Origin of the sequence: Shewanella inventionis (assembly GCF_019931735.1) — a bacterium.
Lineage (GTDB): Bacteria > Pseudomonadota > Gammaproteobacteria > Enterobacterales > Shewanellaceae > Shewanella > Shewanella inventionis.
This window is the reverse complement of sequence record NZ_CP082926.1, coordinates 3,879,009-3,895,799: the sequence shown is the minus strand read 5'-3', so window position 1 is coordinate 3,895,799 and position 16,791 is coordinate 3,879,009. Positions and strand designations below refer to the sequence as shown.

Here is a 16,791-nt window from a genome sequence, read left to right as displayed (position 1 = left end):
TTAGCTAAGTGTTCTTAAAAAAAATCCCCTCCAAGAAGCCTTGAAGGGGATTTTGATTGATGATGAATCAGTGCTAACTCATCAAATTAATTATTTACTGTATTAGCGTTTAATCGCTTCATGTTCTGCAGTAACAGCAATTTCTTCTTCTAATGCTTTTTCTTCAGAATCATGTTTGCTCTCTGCACCGTGCATCCAGTCAACCAATTTATCTGACATTAAATATAAGATAATACCTGAAATAACAGCTGTGATAGCGATGCCTGCGAAGATTGCCATTGCGTTTGCTAACTGTTCTTCAACTGCGCCACCGTGGCCAATCAATGAACCCACTAAACCACCAATTTTGTTTGCCGCTGCAATAAATAGGAACCAAGCCCCCATCATTAAAGAAGCAATACGCAGTGGTGCAAGCTTAGTCACCATTGATAAACCAATAGGTGATAAACATAGTTCGCCCATTGTGTGGAAGAAATACGCACCGACTAACCACCACATGCTTGATTTAACAGACGCGTCGCCGCCCATTTCTAAAACGGCACCCATCATGAACAAGAAACCAACTGCTAATAGGAATAGACCTAATGCGAATTTGATTGGTGAGTTAGGTTCATTCTTACCGAGTTTGATCCAAATAGAAGCAATTACTGGCGCAAAAACAACAATGAAAATAGCATTAAGTGATTGGAAATAAGTGGTTGGAACTTCCCATGAGCCAATCATACGGTCAGTGAAGTTGTTAGTGAACAAGTTCATTAACCCACCGGCTTGCTCAAAGCCTGCCCAGAAAATAATAGTGAATAGACCCATGATCATAATGACTTTAATGCGGTCTCGTTCAATTTTAGTTAATGGTTCTTTACGAACTTCGCCTTTGGCTTCGTTCTTTCTTTGTTCTACTTTAGCAGCTGGTACAGTACCGATGTCGCCAAGTAGTTTTTTTGCAAAGAAAAATTGAATAATAAGTGAAATAATCATACCAACACCAGCGCAGAAGAAACCTGCTTGCCAGTTATTGATAAATACGTTTTGGCCGTCAATAACAACTTCATGACCGAATGAAGTATAAGCCCAAGCTACGATAAAGCCTGAAAGTGCAGCACCTACGTTAATACCCATGTAGAAAATGGTAAAGGCACCGTCACGACGATGGTCTCCTGCTGGATATAGATCACCAACCATAGTTGAAATGTTTGGTTTAAAGAGGCCATTACCTATAATCAGTGTACCTAAACCAATATAAAACATTGTGGTTTCTAGTCCAGGCATCCAGCTATGTGGTGCAGCTAAGGTAAATTGACCTACAGCCATCAACAAGCCACCAATATAAATGGCTTTGCGCTGACCTAATATGTTATCTGCTAACCAGCCACCAATCAGTGGGGTTAAATATACTAAGCCTGTAAAGGTACCGTACAATGACAATGCATCAGCTTCAGTCCAGCCTAAGCCTCCTCCAGCCTGGTCACTTTGTACTTTATCCACTAAATAAAGTACTAGGATTGCGCGCATAGCGTAGTAGCTAAAGCGTTCCCATAATTCCGTTGTAAATAGTAAGAACAGCCCTTTAGGGTGTCCAAACATCGTTCCTTCTGGTTTTGCTTCACTCATTAAGTCTTCCACCTTAAGCTTGTGATTGCCTGTGCGAAAATGTCGACACAGAAATTATTTGTTTGCATTTATCGTCTAATAATGAGGTTACAATTTACTCTTGTAGAAACAAGAAAATTGCAAATACTTCATGACTGAGCGACTTTATTGGTTAATTTTTATAAGAGATTATGTCATTTTGATGCTAAAAGCTGACCAAACACCAAAAAGCTAACCTTATATACCCTTTTAGAGGCGATAAAGTCAATGTTAATGCGGGGAACAGAGTGGTTAACCCTGTTATAAATTGTGTCAATGCAAAAAAATAAAATGCTTGTTTGTTAGTGAGTTGTAAATTTTGTTTATAAAGTAAACGGTCAATTGGTTATGTTTTTTTACCTGCGGCCGATGAACCTAGCATACTTTGAAGACAGTTTTGTGAAAGCAGTTTTGCAAGGTATTGATTATTAAGTATTGTCTTTTAATTTTGTTGATAAACAGTTAAAATGTCATTTCTTAACGCATCTCGATACTATGTCGAAGGGGTTCTTATGACTATCGTTCGTACTTTGACATTGATCATTATCAGCTTTTTTATTAACAACGCATTTGCTTGGGTCGATACCGATTTTGATGGTGTCCCGGATAAGAAAGATGCCTGTAAAGAAACACCTGTTAATACTGTAGTCATGGCCAATGGCTGTATCGATACTGAAATTTTGGTTGTTGATGACGACGATGACGATGAGTTTGATGAAGGCGACATTGGCGCAACGGTGACCAATAATGCCGCATTAATTGCAGAGCAATGTCGCCAACAACCAGATGTAAATGTCGCAGCTGATTGTTTTGGTTCAATTCTTCAACCTGTGTATTTTGACTTCGATAGAGCGAACGTGTTGCTGACTCAACGGCCAACACTAGTTAGGGTTCAACAATACATTGAGCAACATCCTCAAGTAAGTGTTCGTCTAGAAGGGCATACCGATATCATTGGTGGTGAAGCGATTAATATGGCTTTATCTCTAAAACGTGCAAATGCAATTAAAGATTTATTGATTAATGAATACCAGTTTCAGCCAACATCTATTGAAGTTGTTGGTATGAGTAACAAAAAGCCGGCAGCGGATAATGCCACAGTCGAAGGGCGACAGCGTAACCGGCGTGTAGAGTTCATCATTTCGGCAGAATAATTCTGCTTATTTAAGGGAGAGAAAAATGGAAAACCTAGAAGGTTTAGATGGTCTGATAGAGCAAGCACCAGAGTTTTTTATGACTTATGGTCTTAAGGCTTTAGCAGCAATAGTTATCTTTATTATTGGTAAATATTTTGCAGGTGTTGCAAAACGTTTGACTATAAAGGTACTAAATAGCCGTAAAGTAGATGCCACTGTCGTATCATTTGTAGCTAATCTAGCTTGGGCATTGGTGTTTGTATTCACTATTATAGCAACATTAGGCCAAGTAGGCGTTCAAACTGCGTCATTAGTTGCTGTTATTGGTGCTGCTGGTTTAGCGGTAGGTCTAGCGCTTCAAGGTTCTTTATCAAACTTTGCTTCAGGCGTGTTGATTGTTTTATTCCGTCCATGTCGTGTAGGTGACTTTATTGAAGCTGCTGGTGTTGCAGGTGTTGTTGATGAAATTACTATTTTCTCAACTCGTTTACGCACTGGTGACAACAAAGTGATTATTGCACCAAACTCTGCGATTATGAACGGCACAATTACTAACTATTCAGCATTAGAAAAGCGTCGTATCGATTTAACCATCGGTGTGTCTTACACTGCTGATATCGCAGTAACGAAGAAAGTCATCGCTGACGTGCTTGATAGCAACCAATCTGTATTAAAAGATCCTGGTTACACAATTGGTTTAGCCGAACTTGCTGATTCATCTATTAACTTTGTGGTTCGTCCTTGGGTTAGTACTGGTGACTATTGGCCAACTCGTTTTGAGTTACTTGAGCAAATCAAGAATGCATTAGATGCTGCTGAAATTGAAATTCCATTCCCACAAATGGATTTACATGTGAAAGAAGTTCCAGCAAAATAAATTACGGCAACGTATGTTTATAAATAAAAACCAGCATTTGCTGGTTTTTTTATACTAGGAGTTTGTATGAAATTAATCACGACCCTTGCAGCAATGACTTTAGTATCAGCGTCTATTGTCAGTAGTTTTACTATCGCGGGCGAAAAGACCATGATTACAATGGGTGGAAATCCTGTCGCACTTGAAGGTCAAATACCCAGCATTGGAACTCCTGCCCCATTGTTTAAAGTGGTTGACGAAAAGTTTAATCCTGTGAGCTTAAGTGACTTTAAAGGTAAAACAGTACTAATCAGTGCAGTACCAAGCCTAGATACCGGGGTTTGTGCATTACAAACCAAGCGTTTTAATAAAGAATTTAGCCAGTTTGGTGCAGATGTTGTAATGCTTACCATTAGTGAAGATTTACCTTTTGCTCAAAAACGTTTTTGCCAAACGGAAAGCGTGGATAAGATTAGCGTATTGTCAGATTCTGTTTGGCGTGACTTCGGTGAAAAATATGGTTTGCTAATTAAAGACCGTGGTCTGCTTGCTCGTTCTATTTTTATCATTGATGCGCAAGGCATTTTAAAATATCACGAGTTAGTGAGTGAAGTGAGTGAACACCCAGATTACGACGCTGCATTAACTGCACTTACCGAGATTGCTGAAGCCAAATAGTATATTTGACAGTTCAACCATACACCTTTGATAAAATAGAGTATTTCATGATTGATTTTCGAAGTGATACCGTCACTAAGCCTACCCAAGCTATGCGTGCGGCGATGGCGCAGGCTGAAGTGGGTGATGATGTTTATGGTGATGATCCCACGGTCAATAGTTTGCAAGACATGGCAGCTGAAATGTTTGGTTTTGACGGTGCATTATTTGTTAGTTCAGGCACCCAAGCTAATTTGTTAGCATTAATGGCTCATTGTGAACGTGGTGATGAATATTTGTGTGGTCAGCAAGCGCATAATTATAAATTTGAAGGTGGTGGTGCGGCAGTACTGGGAAGTATTCAACCTCAACCCCTGATTAATCAAGCAGATGGTAGTATTTTATTAAGTGATATTGACTCAGCAATTAAACCCGATGACATCCATTTTGCCCGTACTCGGTTGTTGAGTTTAGAAAACACCATCGGCGGCAAGGTACTTGGTCAAGATTATTTAGCACAAGCGCAAACACTGGCCTTTAATCGCGGTCTAAAAATACACCTTGATGGTGCTCGTGTGGCTAATGCTGCCGTGGCTCAGGGGATTGCGATTGCTGACATTACGCAATACTTTGACTCGGTTTCTATTTGCTTATCTAAAGGTTTGTGTGCGCCTATAGGTTCGATTTTGTTAGGTGATGAGCGATTAATCGCAAAAGCGACACGGTGGCGAAAAATGCTTGGCGGTGGGATGAGACAAGCTGGGATAATTGCTGCCGCGGCTAAGTTAGCCATCACTGACCAAGTAGAGCGTTTAGCTGAAGATCATCACAATGCTAAATCCTTGGCATTATTACTGGAAGATATTGCTGAGCTGAATGTCGATGTTGAAAGCGTTCAAACCAATATGGTTTTTGCTAAGCTGGCCGAACACATTAATCCCAGTATGCTAGCTCATGCGTTAAGTCGTAAAGGTATATTAATCAGTGGTAGTCAGCAATTACGCTTAGTGACGCATAATAATATTAGCTGCCATGACATCAACACATTTGTACATGAACTCAAGCAAGTGATCCTCCTCGCTAAGTAATAAAAGTCACTTCTACATATTGAGACCGCCATGCGGTCTTTGTATTTTTTTGGTGCGTAATTGCCTTTAATTCGAGCATTTTCAATCTCACACGCTGTCTTTCAAAAATATCCCCTTGAATAATAACAATTAAATAATTGGCCTAAACGTTGCTACTCATTATGAGGTATATGCCTGATGGCATAAAATGAATGGATTAACACGCGAGGTCATCATGAAATATTTTACACGTCATATGGTTATGCCAATTAACCTTAACAGCAGTCAAAGTTTATGCTGCGGACAGCTATTGAGCTGGGTGAATGAAGAGGCGACCATTTTTGCCAGTTGCCAAATGCGCAGCCAATTTCATATTGCTAAAGTCATTTCCGAAATAAACTTTATGGCGCCAGCATATGTGGGTGACATTATTGAATTTGGTTTTGAACTTGTGAGCCTCGGACAAAGCTCAGTGACTGTACGTTGTAAAATTCGTAATAAAGTCAATCATGCCCCAATCGCTTTTATTGATAAAATGGTCTTTGTGAATATCAATGAAAATGGTTTACCTATTCCGCATGGCATGCGTGCCAATGCGGCTTAATATGCCAAAAAAAAGGAGCAAATAAGGGATTATTTGCTCCTAGGAATTCGTTATATCAATATACAAAGTGTTATTTAACTATGTTGTATGCTTATTCAACTTTAGCTATACGGTTTTGATAATCTTCGATTAAATGCTCCATTATCGTATTTGGAGATGCTTCTTGGCAGCAGTTATCTAAATATATTTTAAAGGTGACTAGCGCATGGCCATCGTGCTTTAAACGGCTACTTTGCATGGCAAAATAAGCTTCTTCATTATCAGCTTTTCTCACAACAAAATCTTTAAGCTCAAAAGATTTTGTACCTGAAAGGTTATGCCATTTGGTGATGCGGTCTAGCGCGATTTCACAAGATTGATTAACTTCGATATGGTTGAGCCATGTTGCTGGTTGTTCATTTTCTTTATAGTGCGGGCATCGAACGGTGTAATTATATACATGAGTGATTGCTGTCATTATTTACCTACCTATTCGCTATCTAAGTGGTTTCATCATAGTCCTTATTTTTTGTTTTGGTCAACGGTTATTTCGAGAAGTTAGATCTATGCATCACTTTTTACTAAATTATAAATAACCTATTGTCATCGTTGAATATTTGTTTTAAATAATCGTATTTATACCGTTAAAAAAATAGCACCATCAGATGTCTGATGGTGCTAATCATTCGTATAAATTGATGTTTTTATAGTGCGTTAGTAAAAATCTGACAGATTTCTTCATGCGTAGCTTGTTTAGGATTCGTAAAGCCACAAGCATCTTTTAAGGCATTATCTGCTAGCGTTGGTATATCTTCTGCTTTTACACCTAATTCGGTTAAATTTGCTGGAATATTAACGGCTACAGATAATGTTTTGATGGCTTCAATTGCTGCATTAGCACCTTGTTCTGCTGTGAGCGAGCTGACATCAACCCCCATTGCTTTAGCAACATCACTTAAACGTTCAGGGACCACTTTAGCATTGTACGCTTGCACATGTGGTAGCAATAGAGCGTTACATACACCGTGTGGTAAATCATAGAATCCACCAAGTTGATGTGCCATAGCGTGTACATAACCTAAACTGGCATTATTGAATGCCATACCAGCTAGAAATTGGGCATAGGCCATTTGCTCTCTTGCATTAATGTCGTCGCCTTTTTTAACGGCATTGACTAAATTTGCTTTGATCAGTTCGATCGCTTTAATTGCACAGGCATCAGTTATTGGAGTTGCGGCGATAGAAACATAGGCTTCAATAGCATGAGTCAGCGCGTCCATTCCCGTTGCTGCTGTGAGTGATGCAGGCTTTTCTAGCATAAGTTCAGGATCGTTTACTGATAAAATCGGTGTGGTATTTTTATCAACGATGGCCATTTTAATGTGTCTTGCTTCGTCGGTAATAATACAAAAACGAGTCATTTCACTTGCAGTGCCGGCAGTCGTGTTAATGGCAACAAGAGGCATTTGCGGTTTTGTAGATACATCAACACCTTCGTAGTCTTTAATCTGGCCGCCATTGGTCGCCACAAGCGCGATACCTTTAGCACAATCATGCGGTGAACCACCACCTAATGAGATGATAAAATCACATTGATTACTGGTCAGTAAAGCAAGGCCTGCAGTAACATTACCTGTCGTTGGATTTGGTTGCACGCCGTCGAATATCACCACTTCAATACCCTGGGTATTGAGTTTGTCTTGTACTCTCGCCACAAGGCCAATACTGACTAATGGTTTATCAGTTACAATTAATGCCTTTGTAAAGCCTAATGCTTTAATATCATTAATCGCCTCATCTACACTACCTTGACCAAGAATGTTGACGCTTGGAATAAAGAATTTAGTCGCCATAAGTTGTACCCCTATATTTTAATTTTAAATTTTCTCTGTAGTAAAAGTACCAATATGGTTAAGAATATTGTGTGATTTACCTCTAAATATGGATCTACAACGCATTAAATGTATGTGCTTTTACTACATAATCGATGTTTAGCTGATTAATTGTGATCCCTGTCATCTTTGGGGCTGTATTGAGGCTAAATTGCTGAATGTTATCGTGGTTTGGTATGCTTCAATATTAACCGTGTAAGGTATACTTTTTATGTATATCGATATTAGATCTGGATTAAACCATTAATGGGATTTATTTATCACTGCTCATACGGTATAAAGAGCAAAAGAATCATGTTATTAGTTTGATTCTGCTACACTAATTAAAGACTGCTAGGATGCAAATGAGTTTGTTAAGGATGCTTAAGGGAATGTGTAGATGATCAATCTGAATGTTTTTTTCTCTTTTTTCGAAAATGCCGCGCTGCTGTTAGCGTTGGTGTATCTGTATTCGCTTTTTCCTTCCCACCAACGTAAATCTCACTTATTTGCATGGCAATTTAGTATGGGCGCGCTGATTGGTATCATCGGTGTGATTATTATGATGAATCCATTGGCTTTCCAAGAAGGGGTATTGTTTGATACTCGTTCTGTATTGTTAAGCCTGTCGGGATTATTTTTTGGATTTATCCCAACTATCATAGCTTCTGTTTGCATGGCGTTATATCGATATAACCAGGGTGGAACTGGTGCTTTGGTTGGCATTTTGATGTTGTTTTGCAGTGGCTTTATTGGCGTGGCCTGGCACCATTACCGTAAAGACCACCTTGCTCAAATTAGCAAATGGGCATTTTATACATTCGGTATAATAGTCCATCTTGTATTGTTGTCATCGTTACTGTTATTACCGCTAAATCAAGCCATTGATACGCTTTTGCATATTTCACTGCCCATCTTAATCATATTTCCGCTATTAACGATGGTAATCGGTCACTTACTGGCTCAAATTGTGTTTCGCGAACGTGATATGCAGGTAAAGCTTCAAGAAGATTTTCTTTTTAAAAATCAATTCGACATCGGTAATATTGGTATATCAATTACGTCGAAAGCTAAATACTGGCTTAAAGTTAATCCTTATTTGTGCCAAATGTTTGGCTACAGTGAGAGTGAGTTAAAAGCCCGTACCTGGGTCGAATTAACTTACCCAGATGATTTAAATAAAGACTTACTGTTATACGACAAGATGGTTAAGGGGGATATTGATGAGTATGAAATGGATAAACGTTTTGTGGCCAAAGACGGTTCTATTGTTTATACCCATATCACTATAACGTGCCGACGTAATGTCGAAAATAACGGTTTTTTGGTGATTGCTGGTTTCCTTGATATTACTAAACAGAAAAAAGCTGAGAAAGCATTATTGCAAAGTAAAGAGCAATTAGATTTAGTGCTCGACAGCAGTGAGCTGGGGGTTTGGGATTGGGACGTTGCCAATCGAGCCATGCAGATTAACCGTTATAGTGCTGATATTCTCTGTTGTTCGATGGAAGAATTAAATCAAACCCCAAAAATTTGGGTTGATGCGATTGATCCACAAGATAGGATTCGTTTTTTACGGTCAATTATCGATGTTCGTAAAGGCCGTTGTATCAGCCAAAAGATAGAGTATCAACTGATTAATCTATGGGGGGAAACTCGATGGATATTACAAACTGGGAAGGTAGTTGATATCGATGAGCGAGGAAAACCACTGCGAGTGTGTGGCACTTTAAGTGATATTACCGATATTAAACAGGTCGAGGCGTCGTTAAGTATTGCGGCGTCTGTATACCAAAATTCTAGTGAGGCGATGAGTGTATTTACATCCGATGGAATAATTGTTGACTCAAATCCTGCATTTTCAATGATTACTGGGTTTAACAAGGAAGATATCAAAGGTCAAAGTTTACGTGTATTCCAATCTGAACTACAACCGAAGAGCTTTTACGACCAGCTAGATAAACAACTGAAGCAACTCGGTCGTTGGCAGGGTGAGGTATGGATGCGGCGTAAAAATGGTGAAAACTACCTGATCCTATTAACGATAAACTCAATTAGCCAAACAAAAAATCAGTCTGCTCGTTTTGTTGCGCTATTTTCTGATATTACCAAGAAAAAACAAACGGAAGAGCTTATTTGGCGCCAAGCGAACTATGATGCACTCACTGGCTTACCTAACCGTAGGATGTTATTAGAGTTTTTAACTAAAGAAGTCCAACATAGCGACCGACAGCATAATCACTTTGCTTTGATGTTTTTAGACTTAGATTACTTTAAAGAAATCAATGACACATTAGGCCACGATATGGGTGATGTATTGTTGTTAGAAACCGCAGAACGCCTTAAAAGCTGCGTACGAGAGTCAGATGTCGTGGCGCGTTTAGGTGGCGATGAATTTACCATCGTATTAACCAATCTTGATCATAATCATGGTGTCGAACGCGTTGCGAGCCAAATACTTAAACGCCTAGCTGAACCTTATACATTAGGACAACAGACAGCCTACATAAGCGGCAGTATTGGTATTACTTTGTTCCCCGATGATGCCATCACCACAGAAGCGCTTCTAAAAAATGCCGATCAAGCTATGTATTCTGCAAAATCACATGGCCGAAATCGGTTTAATTATTTCACTCCAGCAATGCAAAGTGATGCCCAAAAACGCATGCAACTAGTGCAAGAGCTAAAAAATGCGGTGCTACAACAGCAATTTGAACTGTATTACCAACCTATTGTTGAGTTAAGCAGTGAGCATATCGTCAAGGTAGAAGCGCTGATCCGATGGAATCATCCTACGATGGGATTTATTTCGCCAGCGGAGTTTATCCCTATCGCAGAAGAGACCGGGATGATTATCGAAATTGGTAACTGGGTGTTTAGTCAGGCCGTGACACAATCTGCTAAATGGAAAAAACAGTTCAATGCGGATATTCAGATAAGTATTAATAAATCTCCGATACAATTTAGAGATGAAACCACAGACGTAAACGATTGGTTATCGCAAATGTCTGAGCAACATGTTGATGCAAAAAGTATCTGTATTGAAATTACCGAAGGGTTGTTGTTAGAAAAAGAACAAAACGTTGAAGCTAAGCTTTTAGCTTACCGCGAGGCGGGGCTTGAAGTGTCGTTAGATGACTTTGGTACCGGTTATTCATCGTTATCCTATTTACGAAAATTCAATATCGATTATCTTAAAATTGATAAATCTTTTGTCAATAATTTAGCCCCTGACAGTAATGATTTAAGTTTGTGTGAAGCCATTATCGTAATGGCACATAAATTAGGCATGAAAGTGATTGCCGAAGGGATCGAAACCGAACAACAGCGAAGCTTACTTGAGTTTGCTGGATGCGATTATGGCCAAGGTTATTTGTTTTCACATGCCTTATGTAGCGAGGATTTTGAAAAGAAATATATGCAACAATATGTTGTGCCAAGGCTGTCGGATGAACTTGTCACAAATTAAGGACTGCTTATTTTTTGCTTGAATCTAGTTCGAATTAAAGTGTTATTGATAGCGACATACGCCAATTAATAGCGTAATGCGAGATATAATTGAAATAGTTAATGCGCTTTAGATTAGTATACAATAGCAGCCTATTTCATTGTTTACTGAGTCTGTTATGTCATTTACTTCGCTAGGGTTGTCGCAATTATTATTAGATGCGATTAATCAATCTGGTTATCACACCGCAACACCTGTCCAACAAGCGGTGATCCCACTAGCGCTCAATGGCCAGGATGTGTTGGCCAGTGCCGAAACCGGCACAGGTAAAACAGCTGCATTTGCGTTGCCACTTTTACATCAATTATTACAACAGCCTATAGCCGATATTATTCCCGGCCAGCGCTTGCGCGTGCTCATCATGACGCCGACTCGTGAGCTTGCAATTCAAATAGAACAAAACCTGATTAAGTACAGTCAATTTAGCGACCTTTCTAGCTTAGCTGTTTACGGCGGTGCCAGCATTAATCCACAGCGTAAAACCTTAGAACAGGGCGTTGATGTGTTAGTTGCAACTCCTGGGCGCCTATTTGACATCATTGGCCAACATGAATTGGATTTATCATTTGTGACGCATCTGGTGATAGATGAAGCCGACCGTATGCTTGACTTAGGTTTTGTTAAAGACATCGAAAAAGTAAAACGCCTAATTGCGAAGCCGCATCAAACCATGATGTTTTCTGCCACCTTTTCTGACGATGTAAAAAGTCTTGCGGCTAAAATGCTTAATCAACCTGAATATGTCCATGTTGAAACTCACACGACGGCTGCGAATGTCGCTCAGCAAGTCTATAAAGTGGATGCTCGTCGTAAAGCCGAGCTATTGTCTGAACTTATTGGTAAACACAATTGGCAACAAGTGATGGTTTTTACCAGCCGTAAAGAAACGGCTGAACATTTATTCCGTGAGTTGTCATTGGATGGGATTAAATCAGCCGTATTCCATGGTGATAAGAGTCAAGGTGCACGTAATCGTGCCCTAGAAGAATTTAAGGCCGGCCAATTGCGAGTATTAATTGCTACCGACTTAGCCGCTCGAGGCCTGGATATTCAGGCATTACCACGTGTAATTAACTTTGAACTGCCTGAAGAATGTGAAGATTATGTTCATCGTGTTGGCCGTACGGGTCGTGCAGGGTTGGCTGGTGAGGCTATTTCTTTAGTGAGCCCACAAGAACTTGAATTACTCAGTGATATTGAACAGCTTATTGGCCAAACGTTACCTGCACTGACTCCAACTGGTTATGAGGAAGGAGCGCCATTGCCTGCTAGATATCGAGATGTCAGCCCTGAAAAACCAAAGAAAGCCTTTAAGCATAAACGCGGAAAACCGCCTCAAGGCGCCGCAAAACCAATGCGTAAAGGTAAATACGCTGCGAAAGTTAAAAAGTGATCACTAAACCGATAAAAACGAATATTATCACCGGTTTTTTGGGGGTAGGTAAAACTACGCTCATTAAAGCGTTGCTGGCCAATAAACCCGAGCATGAAGTGTGGGCGGTTTTAGTCAATGAATTTGGCGAGATTGGCATTGACGGTGGTTTACTCAATGCCGGCTCTACAGCAACTAAAGTCGTGATTAAAGAAGTCCCTGGTGGTTGTCTTTGCTGCACGGCTGGAGTGCCAACCCAAGTTGCAATAAATCAAATTATTCAACAGGCTAAGCCTGATAGATTATTGATTGAACCTACCGGACTTGGCCACCCAGCTGAAATCGTTAAATTATTACAAGTGCCGCATTTGCAACAGGTGATAAAGGTACAAACTACATTGTGTTTAGTCGATGCACGTAAGGTCAGTGACAGCCGCTATAATAGCCATGATATTTTTATCCAACAATTGCAGATAGCCGACACTGTGATTGCTAACAAAGCTCAACAATATGGTGAGCAAGAACAGCAACACTTAATAGAATTGATGGCGAGATTGGATAGAGCGGAAACGCCGATTATTAAGAGTGATGATTATTTTAGCCAAAAAGGGCAAGTAGAACAGCTGATCGCCATATTAAATCAGCCTAGTGGCCGAGCGACGGCTAGCATCATGTCAGAGTCCAAACCTACCAGCTTGCTTTTTCGAACGGCAGATCAATGGTTATTGCCTATGGCTACATCAACTCAAGGTGGCGATAAATTACAACAACAGCTAGCTGAGCAGGGCTATATTTACAAAACTAATCAAGGTGAGGGCTGTTTTAGCTACGGTTGGGTTTTAGACAGCCAGCGCAGTGTTGATTTTGACCGTTTTATGGTATGGATTGACTCTGTAAAGTTGCTAAATGTAATCAGATTAAAAGCCATTGTCATTACCTTTGACGGCATTCTAAGTGTCAATATGGTTGATGATAAATTAACTCTCGACGAATTAGATGATGCCCTTGATTCGCGTATCGAGATCATTAGCGACAAACCGCTTGATGGTGGCACACTTCAACAACAGTTATTTGAATGCTATTGAGCTGATCAATTAGCAATAATCCAATAAAAATGGACATTGATAAATAATCAATGCCCATTTTGCGTTTAAGAGGTTAACAATACTCTGCAGATTAGCGAGTACATTCCTCTAACAAATACGCTAAGTGTCGATATGAAATACCACTGTGTTGGGTTAATCCTACTTCACACATTCTGTTAGCGTAATACCCTTCTTTGGTTTCCGCTGGAATGAGTTTTTTGATATTACGTAAGGCGCTGGCGTTGATTTCAGGCTTGTACAAGCCTTTTTCTCCCGCATAACCGCAACACGTAATACCTGCAGGTAATACAACATGTTTAGCACATGCATCGGCAATCGCTTGTTGTTTAGGTTCTAGCTTCATCTTACGGGCACTACAGCCTTGGTGTAAGGTGACGTTAGATTTTTTAGTGATGGTCATGTTGGGTAGCAAATTATCGTGCATAAACTCGACTAAGTCTGTAATGGCTACTTTAGGGTTGCCAGTTAACGTACGATAAGTACAAGACAAGGCATCAACTACAACAGGCACTTTTCCGTTGTCAGATAGCTTGCTTAACGCATCAATGAGTTCATCACGTTTAGCGTCGGCATTTTTAAAATCACCTTTTGATTCCCACATCTGGCCACAGCATAAATGACGAGTATTATCTGGGATAATCACGTTGTAACCGGCACGTTCGAGTAAGGTAATAACCACTTCTGGTAAGGTGCGGTTATCAGGATCTTTTGGTGTTGGCCCAAAGGTTCTGCCGCCACAAGCAGGGAAGTATAATACCGTTTGCTGGCCCGGTTTATGAGGCGATGGCTTAGCGACTTTACCACCTTTTGGAAAATCTGGATTCCAATAGGGTACTTCTTTAGTGATCATTCTACCCGCATTCATCAGTGAGTTGGTGATAGTGTCACCGGTCACTTTATGAAGAATGCCAAGAATATCAAACCCAGTACTAATCACCTGGTTTACTGCACCAAAATGCTTCGCTTGGAAGTCGAGTACTTTTTGTTCTGTAGTGGTGATATAAGGGGTACGTAATTTACGTACTAACTGACCCATGCTGTTATCAACAGGGCAGGCGATAGTACATAACTGACAAGCAGCACAGGTGTCGATAACATCGTACTTCGAGCTGGCACGCATTTCTGCTGCCGCTTTTTTGTCACCTGACTGTTCTAGGCGTTCAATCTCACGTAATACTGCTATACGTTGACGTGGAGAGAAGTTAAGTGCCGATGTTGGACAGGTCTTTTCGCAGAAACCACATTCAATACATTTATCGACAAAGTCATCTACTACAGGGCATGGTTTAATATTTTTGACATGGACTTGTGCGTCGTTGTTTAAAATAACACCTGGGTTGAGCAAGCCGCTCGGATCAAAAATTTGTTTAATTTGCTTCATAAGGGTGTAAGCATCGCTACCCCATTCCATTTCCACAAATGGTGCGACAGCACGTCCAGTACCATGTTCCGCTTTCATCGAACCATCGTATTTATTGATGACCATATCAGCGACATCTTGCATAAAGGCATGGAAACGATCGATATCGCCTTGCGAAGCAAACGTAGGGGTAATGATAAAGTGGAAGTTACCCGCAAGTGCATGGCCGTAAATCACCCCTTCTGGGTATCCATGCTTATGGAATAACGCAGTTAAATCTGCAGCTGCGCTCGCTAAATGTTCAAGCTCAAACGCCACATCTTCAATAATAACTGATGTTCCTTTAGGGCGTGCACCACCAATAATAGGGAACAAGCCCGAACGCATTGCCCAATACTGGCCAAATACCGCAGGATCTTTACTGAACTCAATCGGACGTTCGGTTTTAATGTGTGCAATTTTTTGGATCACGTCATTGGTATAGCTATCGAGTGTTTGAGAATCATTTGCGCGTGATTCAATCAACAAAATAGCAGAGCCTTCAGGTAACTGGCTTAGCCATTCAGGCATGCCGGTTTTGCCTGTCACTGATTTAATTGAGGCCCAATCGAGTAATTCAGCTGCAGCAACACTGTCACCTTTAATGAGCGGGATTGAGCTTGCAGCGTCTTCCATATTGAAAAACACTGCCATGGCAGACGCTTTAAATTGCGCTTCGTCTACCGTGTGATAAGTGATTTCATTAACAAACGCCAATGTACCTTCAGAACCAACAATAAGGTGATTGATGATGTCAAAAGGGTCACTAAAATCGACTAAAGAATTGATGCTATAGCCCGTCGTGTTCTTAATCGAGAATTTCTTACGAATACGCGCTGATAGTGTTGGGTTATTTTGGGTTAACTGCGATAAATCAGTTAACGCAGCTAAAAGCATCGAATGCGATTGGCTGAATGCAGCTTTAGAGTGCGGACAACCGGTATCTAACTCGGTACCATCAGCAAGCATCAGCTTTGCAGACTTAATGGTTTGATAGCTGTTTTGCGCCGTACCACAACACATTCCCGAGGCATTGTTAGCAACCATACCACCGACTTGTGCTGAGGCGAGGGTAGCAGGGTCTGGGCCGATTTTCTTGTTAAATGGTTTTAATGCCGCGTTGGCATCAGACCCAATTACAGCAGCACCAAGCGAAATAGAGGATTTATCTTCGCTGATTTCAATAGTTCTAAAACCATCGTGACCAAGAATGAGCAAAATACCTTCACCAATAGCTTGGCCTGATAAACTGGTACCTGCTGCGCGAAATGTTACCGGTACATTGTGTGCTCTTGCTACGTTTAACGTTATTTTTACTTGTTCTATGGTATCTGCGTGAACGACGATTTCTGGGACGATACGGAAATAACTGGCGTCGGTAGACCAAGCAAAGCGACGAACCGGATCATTGGTAACACATTTGCTGCCTAATTGAGACGTTAAAATACCCATTACCACTTGATAGTTTATAGTCATAACATGCTCTCTTACACTGTAATGTTGTGTAGGCAGTTATGCCTACTGTTTTATACTCTTATGTTGGAGTTGTAACATTGTTGGCTACAACTCCAATCTGCTTGAGTATTTCGTTATCAATATGAATTTGA

General features: G+C 40.4%; 12 protein-coding genes. 8 read left to right on the top strand and 4 right to left on the bottom strand.

Annotated features, from left to right (window positions below; translation table 11 throughout):
* Nucleotides 1–102 precede the first annotated feature (102 nt).
* Nucleotides 103–1,611: a peptide MFS transporter gene (locus K8B83_RS17375; protein ID WP_223418447.1), complete on the bottom strand. Its 1,509-nt coding sequence runs from the start codon at nucleotides 1,609–1,611 to the stop codon at nucleotides 103–105.
* Nucleotides 1,612–2,141: 530 nt separating this feature from the next.
* Between K8B83_RS17375 and K8B83_RS17370 the strand changes: the two genes are divergently transcribed.
* The 5 genes from K8B83_RS17370 to K8B83_RS17350 all read left to right on the top strand — a co-directional run bounded on the left by K8B83_RS17370 (nucleotide 2,142) and on the right by K8B83_RS17350 (nucleotide 5,949).
* Entirely contained in the window at nucleotides 2,142–2,783 is a 642-nt protein-coding gene (locus K8B83_RS17370) for an OmpA family protein (protein WP_223418446.1), read from the top strand.
* 25 nt (nucleotides 2,784–2,808) lie between these two features.
* Nucleotides 2,809–3,642, top strand: coding sequence for a mechanosensitive ion channel family protein (locus K8B83_RS17365; protein ID WP_223418444.1), 834 nt, complete (start codon nucleotides 2,809–2,811; stop codon nucleotides 3,640–3,642).
* A 66-nt stretch (nucleotides 3,643–3,708) separates the two neighbouring features.
* Nucleotides 3,709–4,299 carry a thiol peroxidase gene (gene tpx, locus K8B83_RS17360; RefSeq protein WP_188957897.1) on the top strand — a complete coding sequence of 197 codons (591 nt, stop codon included), beginning with the start codon at nucleotides 3,709–3,711 and terminating at the stop codon, nucleotides 4,297–4,299.
* Nucleotides 4,300–4,346: 47 nt separating this feature from the next.
* Nucleotides 4,347–5,366, top strand: coding sequence for a low-specificity L-threonine aldolase (ltaE, locus tag K8B83_RS17355; RefSeq protein WP_223418442.1), 1,020 nt, complete (start codon nucleotides 4,347–4,349; stop codon nucleotides 5,364–5,366).
* A 214-nt stretch (nucleotides 5,367–5,580) separates the two neighbouring features.
* On the top strand, nucleotides 5,581–5,949 hold the full coding sequence (locus tag K8B83_RS17350) for an acyl-CoA thioesterase (RefSeq protein WP_160053957.1): 369 nt from the start codon (nucleotides 5,581–5,583) through the stop codon (nucleotides 5,947–5,949).
* A 91-nt stretch (nucleotides 5,950–6,040) separates the two neighbouring features.
* On the opposite strand, the gene K8B83_RS17345 is transcribed toward K8B83_RS17350, so the two are convergent.
* Nucleotides 6,041–6,406, bottom strand: a complete 366-nt coding sequence (locus tag K8B83_RS17345) for a cytoplasmic protein (RefSeq protein WP_188957893.1) — start codon at nucleotides 6,404–6,406, stop codon at nucleotides 6,041–6,043.
* A 226-nt stretch (nucleotides 6,407–6,632) separates the two neighbouring features.
* Nucleotides 6,633–7,781, bottom strand: coding sequence for an L-threonine dehydrogenase (gene yiaY, locus K8B83_RS17340; protein WP_223418440.1), 1,149 nt, complete (start codon nucleotides 7,779–7,781; stop codon nucleotides 6,633–6,635).
* 421 nt (nucleotides 7,782–8,202) lie between these two features.
* On the opposite strand from yiaY, the gene K8B83_RS17335 reads away from it, so the two are divergent.
* The 3 genes from K8B83_RS17335 (at nucleotide 8,203) to K8B83_RS17325 (ending at nucleotide 13,764) form a co-directional block, all read left to right on the top strand.
* Nucleotides 8,203–11,268 carry an EAL domain-containing protein gene (locus tag K8B83_RS17335; RefSeq protein WP_398410900.1) on the top strand — a complete coding sequence of 1,022 codons (3,066 nt, stop codon included), beginning with the start codon at nucleotides 8,203–8,205 and terminating at the stop codon, nucleotides 11,266–11,268.
* Nucleotides 11,269–11,425: 157 nt separating this feature from the next.
* Entirely contained in the window at nucleotides 11,426–12,700 is a 1,275-nt protein-coding gene (locus K8B83_RS17330) for a DEAD/DEAH box helicase (protein ID WP_223418436.1), read from the top strand.
* The gene (locus K8B83_RS17325) at nucleotides 12,697–13,764 is read left to right on the top strand and encodes a CobW family GTP-binding protein (protein ID WP_223418435.1); all 1,068 of its coding nucleotides are present in this window, start codon (nucleotides 12,697–12,699) and stop codon (nucleotides 13,762–13,764) included. The genes K8B83_RS17330 and K8B83_RS17325 overlap by 4 nt, the downstream gene beginning before the upstream one ends.
* A gap of 91 nt (nucleotides 13,765–13,855) precedes the next feature.
* Here the strand turns inward: K8B83_RS17325 and K8B83_RS17320 are convergent, their stop codons facing one another.
* Entirely contained in the window at nucleotides 13,856–16,660 is a 2,805-nt protein-coding gene (locus tag K8B83_RS17320) for an FAD-binding and (Fe-S)-binding domain-containing protein (protein WP_223418433.1), read from the bottom strand.
* Nucleotides 16,661–16,791 lie beyond the last annotated feature (131 nt).

Bases quoted from the DNA above. Each gene is read 5' to 3' on its own strand.
- K8B83_RS17375 (WP_223418447.1), bottom strand. From the start codon at position 1,611: ATGAGTGAAGCAAAACCAGAAGGAACGATGTTTGGACACCCTAAAGGG.
- K8B83_RS17370 (WP_223418446.1), top strand. From the start codon at position 2,142: ATGACTATCGTTCGTACTTTGACATTGATCATTATCAGCTTTTTTATT.
- K8B83_RS17365 (WP_223418444.1), top strand. From the start codon at position 2,809: ATGGAAAACCTAGAAGGTTTAGATGGTCTGATAGAGCAAGCACCAGAG.
- tpx (WP_188957897.1), top strand. From the start codon at position 3,709: ATGAAATTAATCACGACCCTTGCAGCAATGACTTTAGTATCAGCGTCT.
- ltaE (WP_223418442.1), top strand. From the start codon at position 4,347: ATGATTGATTTTCGAAGTGATACCGTCACTAAGCCTACCCAAGCTATG.
- K8B83_RS17350 (WP_160053957.1), top strand. From the start codon at position 5,581: ATGAAATATTTTACACGTCATATGGTTATGCCAATTAACCTTAACAGC.
- K8B83_RS17345 (WP_188957893.1), bottom strand. From the start codon at position 6,406: ATGACAGCAATCACTCATGTATATAATTACACCGTTCGATGCCCGCAC.
- yiaY (WP_223418440.1), bottom strand. From the start codon at position 7,781: ATGGCGACTAAATTCTTTATTCCAAGCGTCAACATTCTTGGTCAAGGT.
- K8B83_RS17330 (WP_223418436.1), top strand. From the start codon at position 11,426: ATGTCATTTACTTCGCTAGGGTTGTCGCAATTATTATTAGATGCGATT.
- K8B83_RS17320 (WP_223418433.1), bottom strand. From the start codon at position 16,660: ATGACTATAAACTATCAAGTGGTAATGGGTATTTTAACGTCTCAATTA.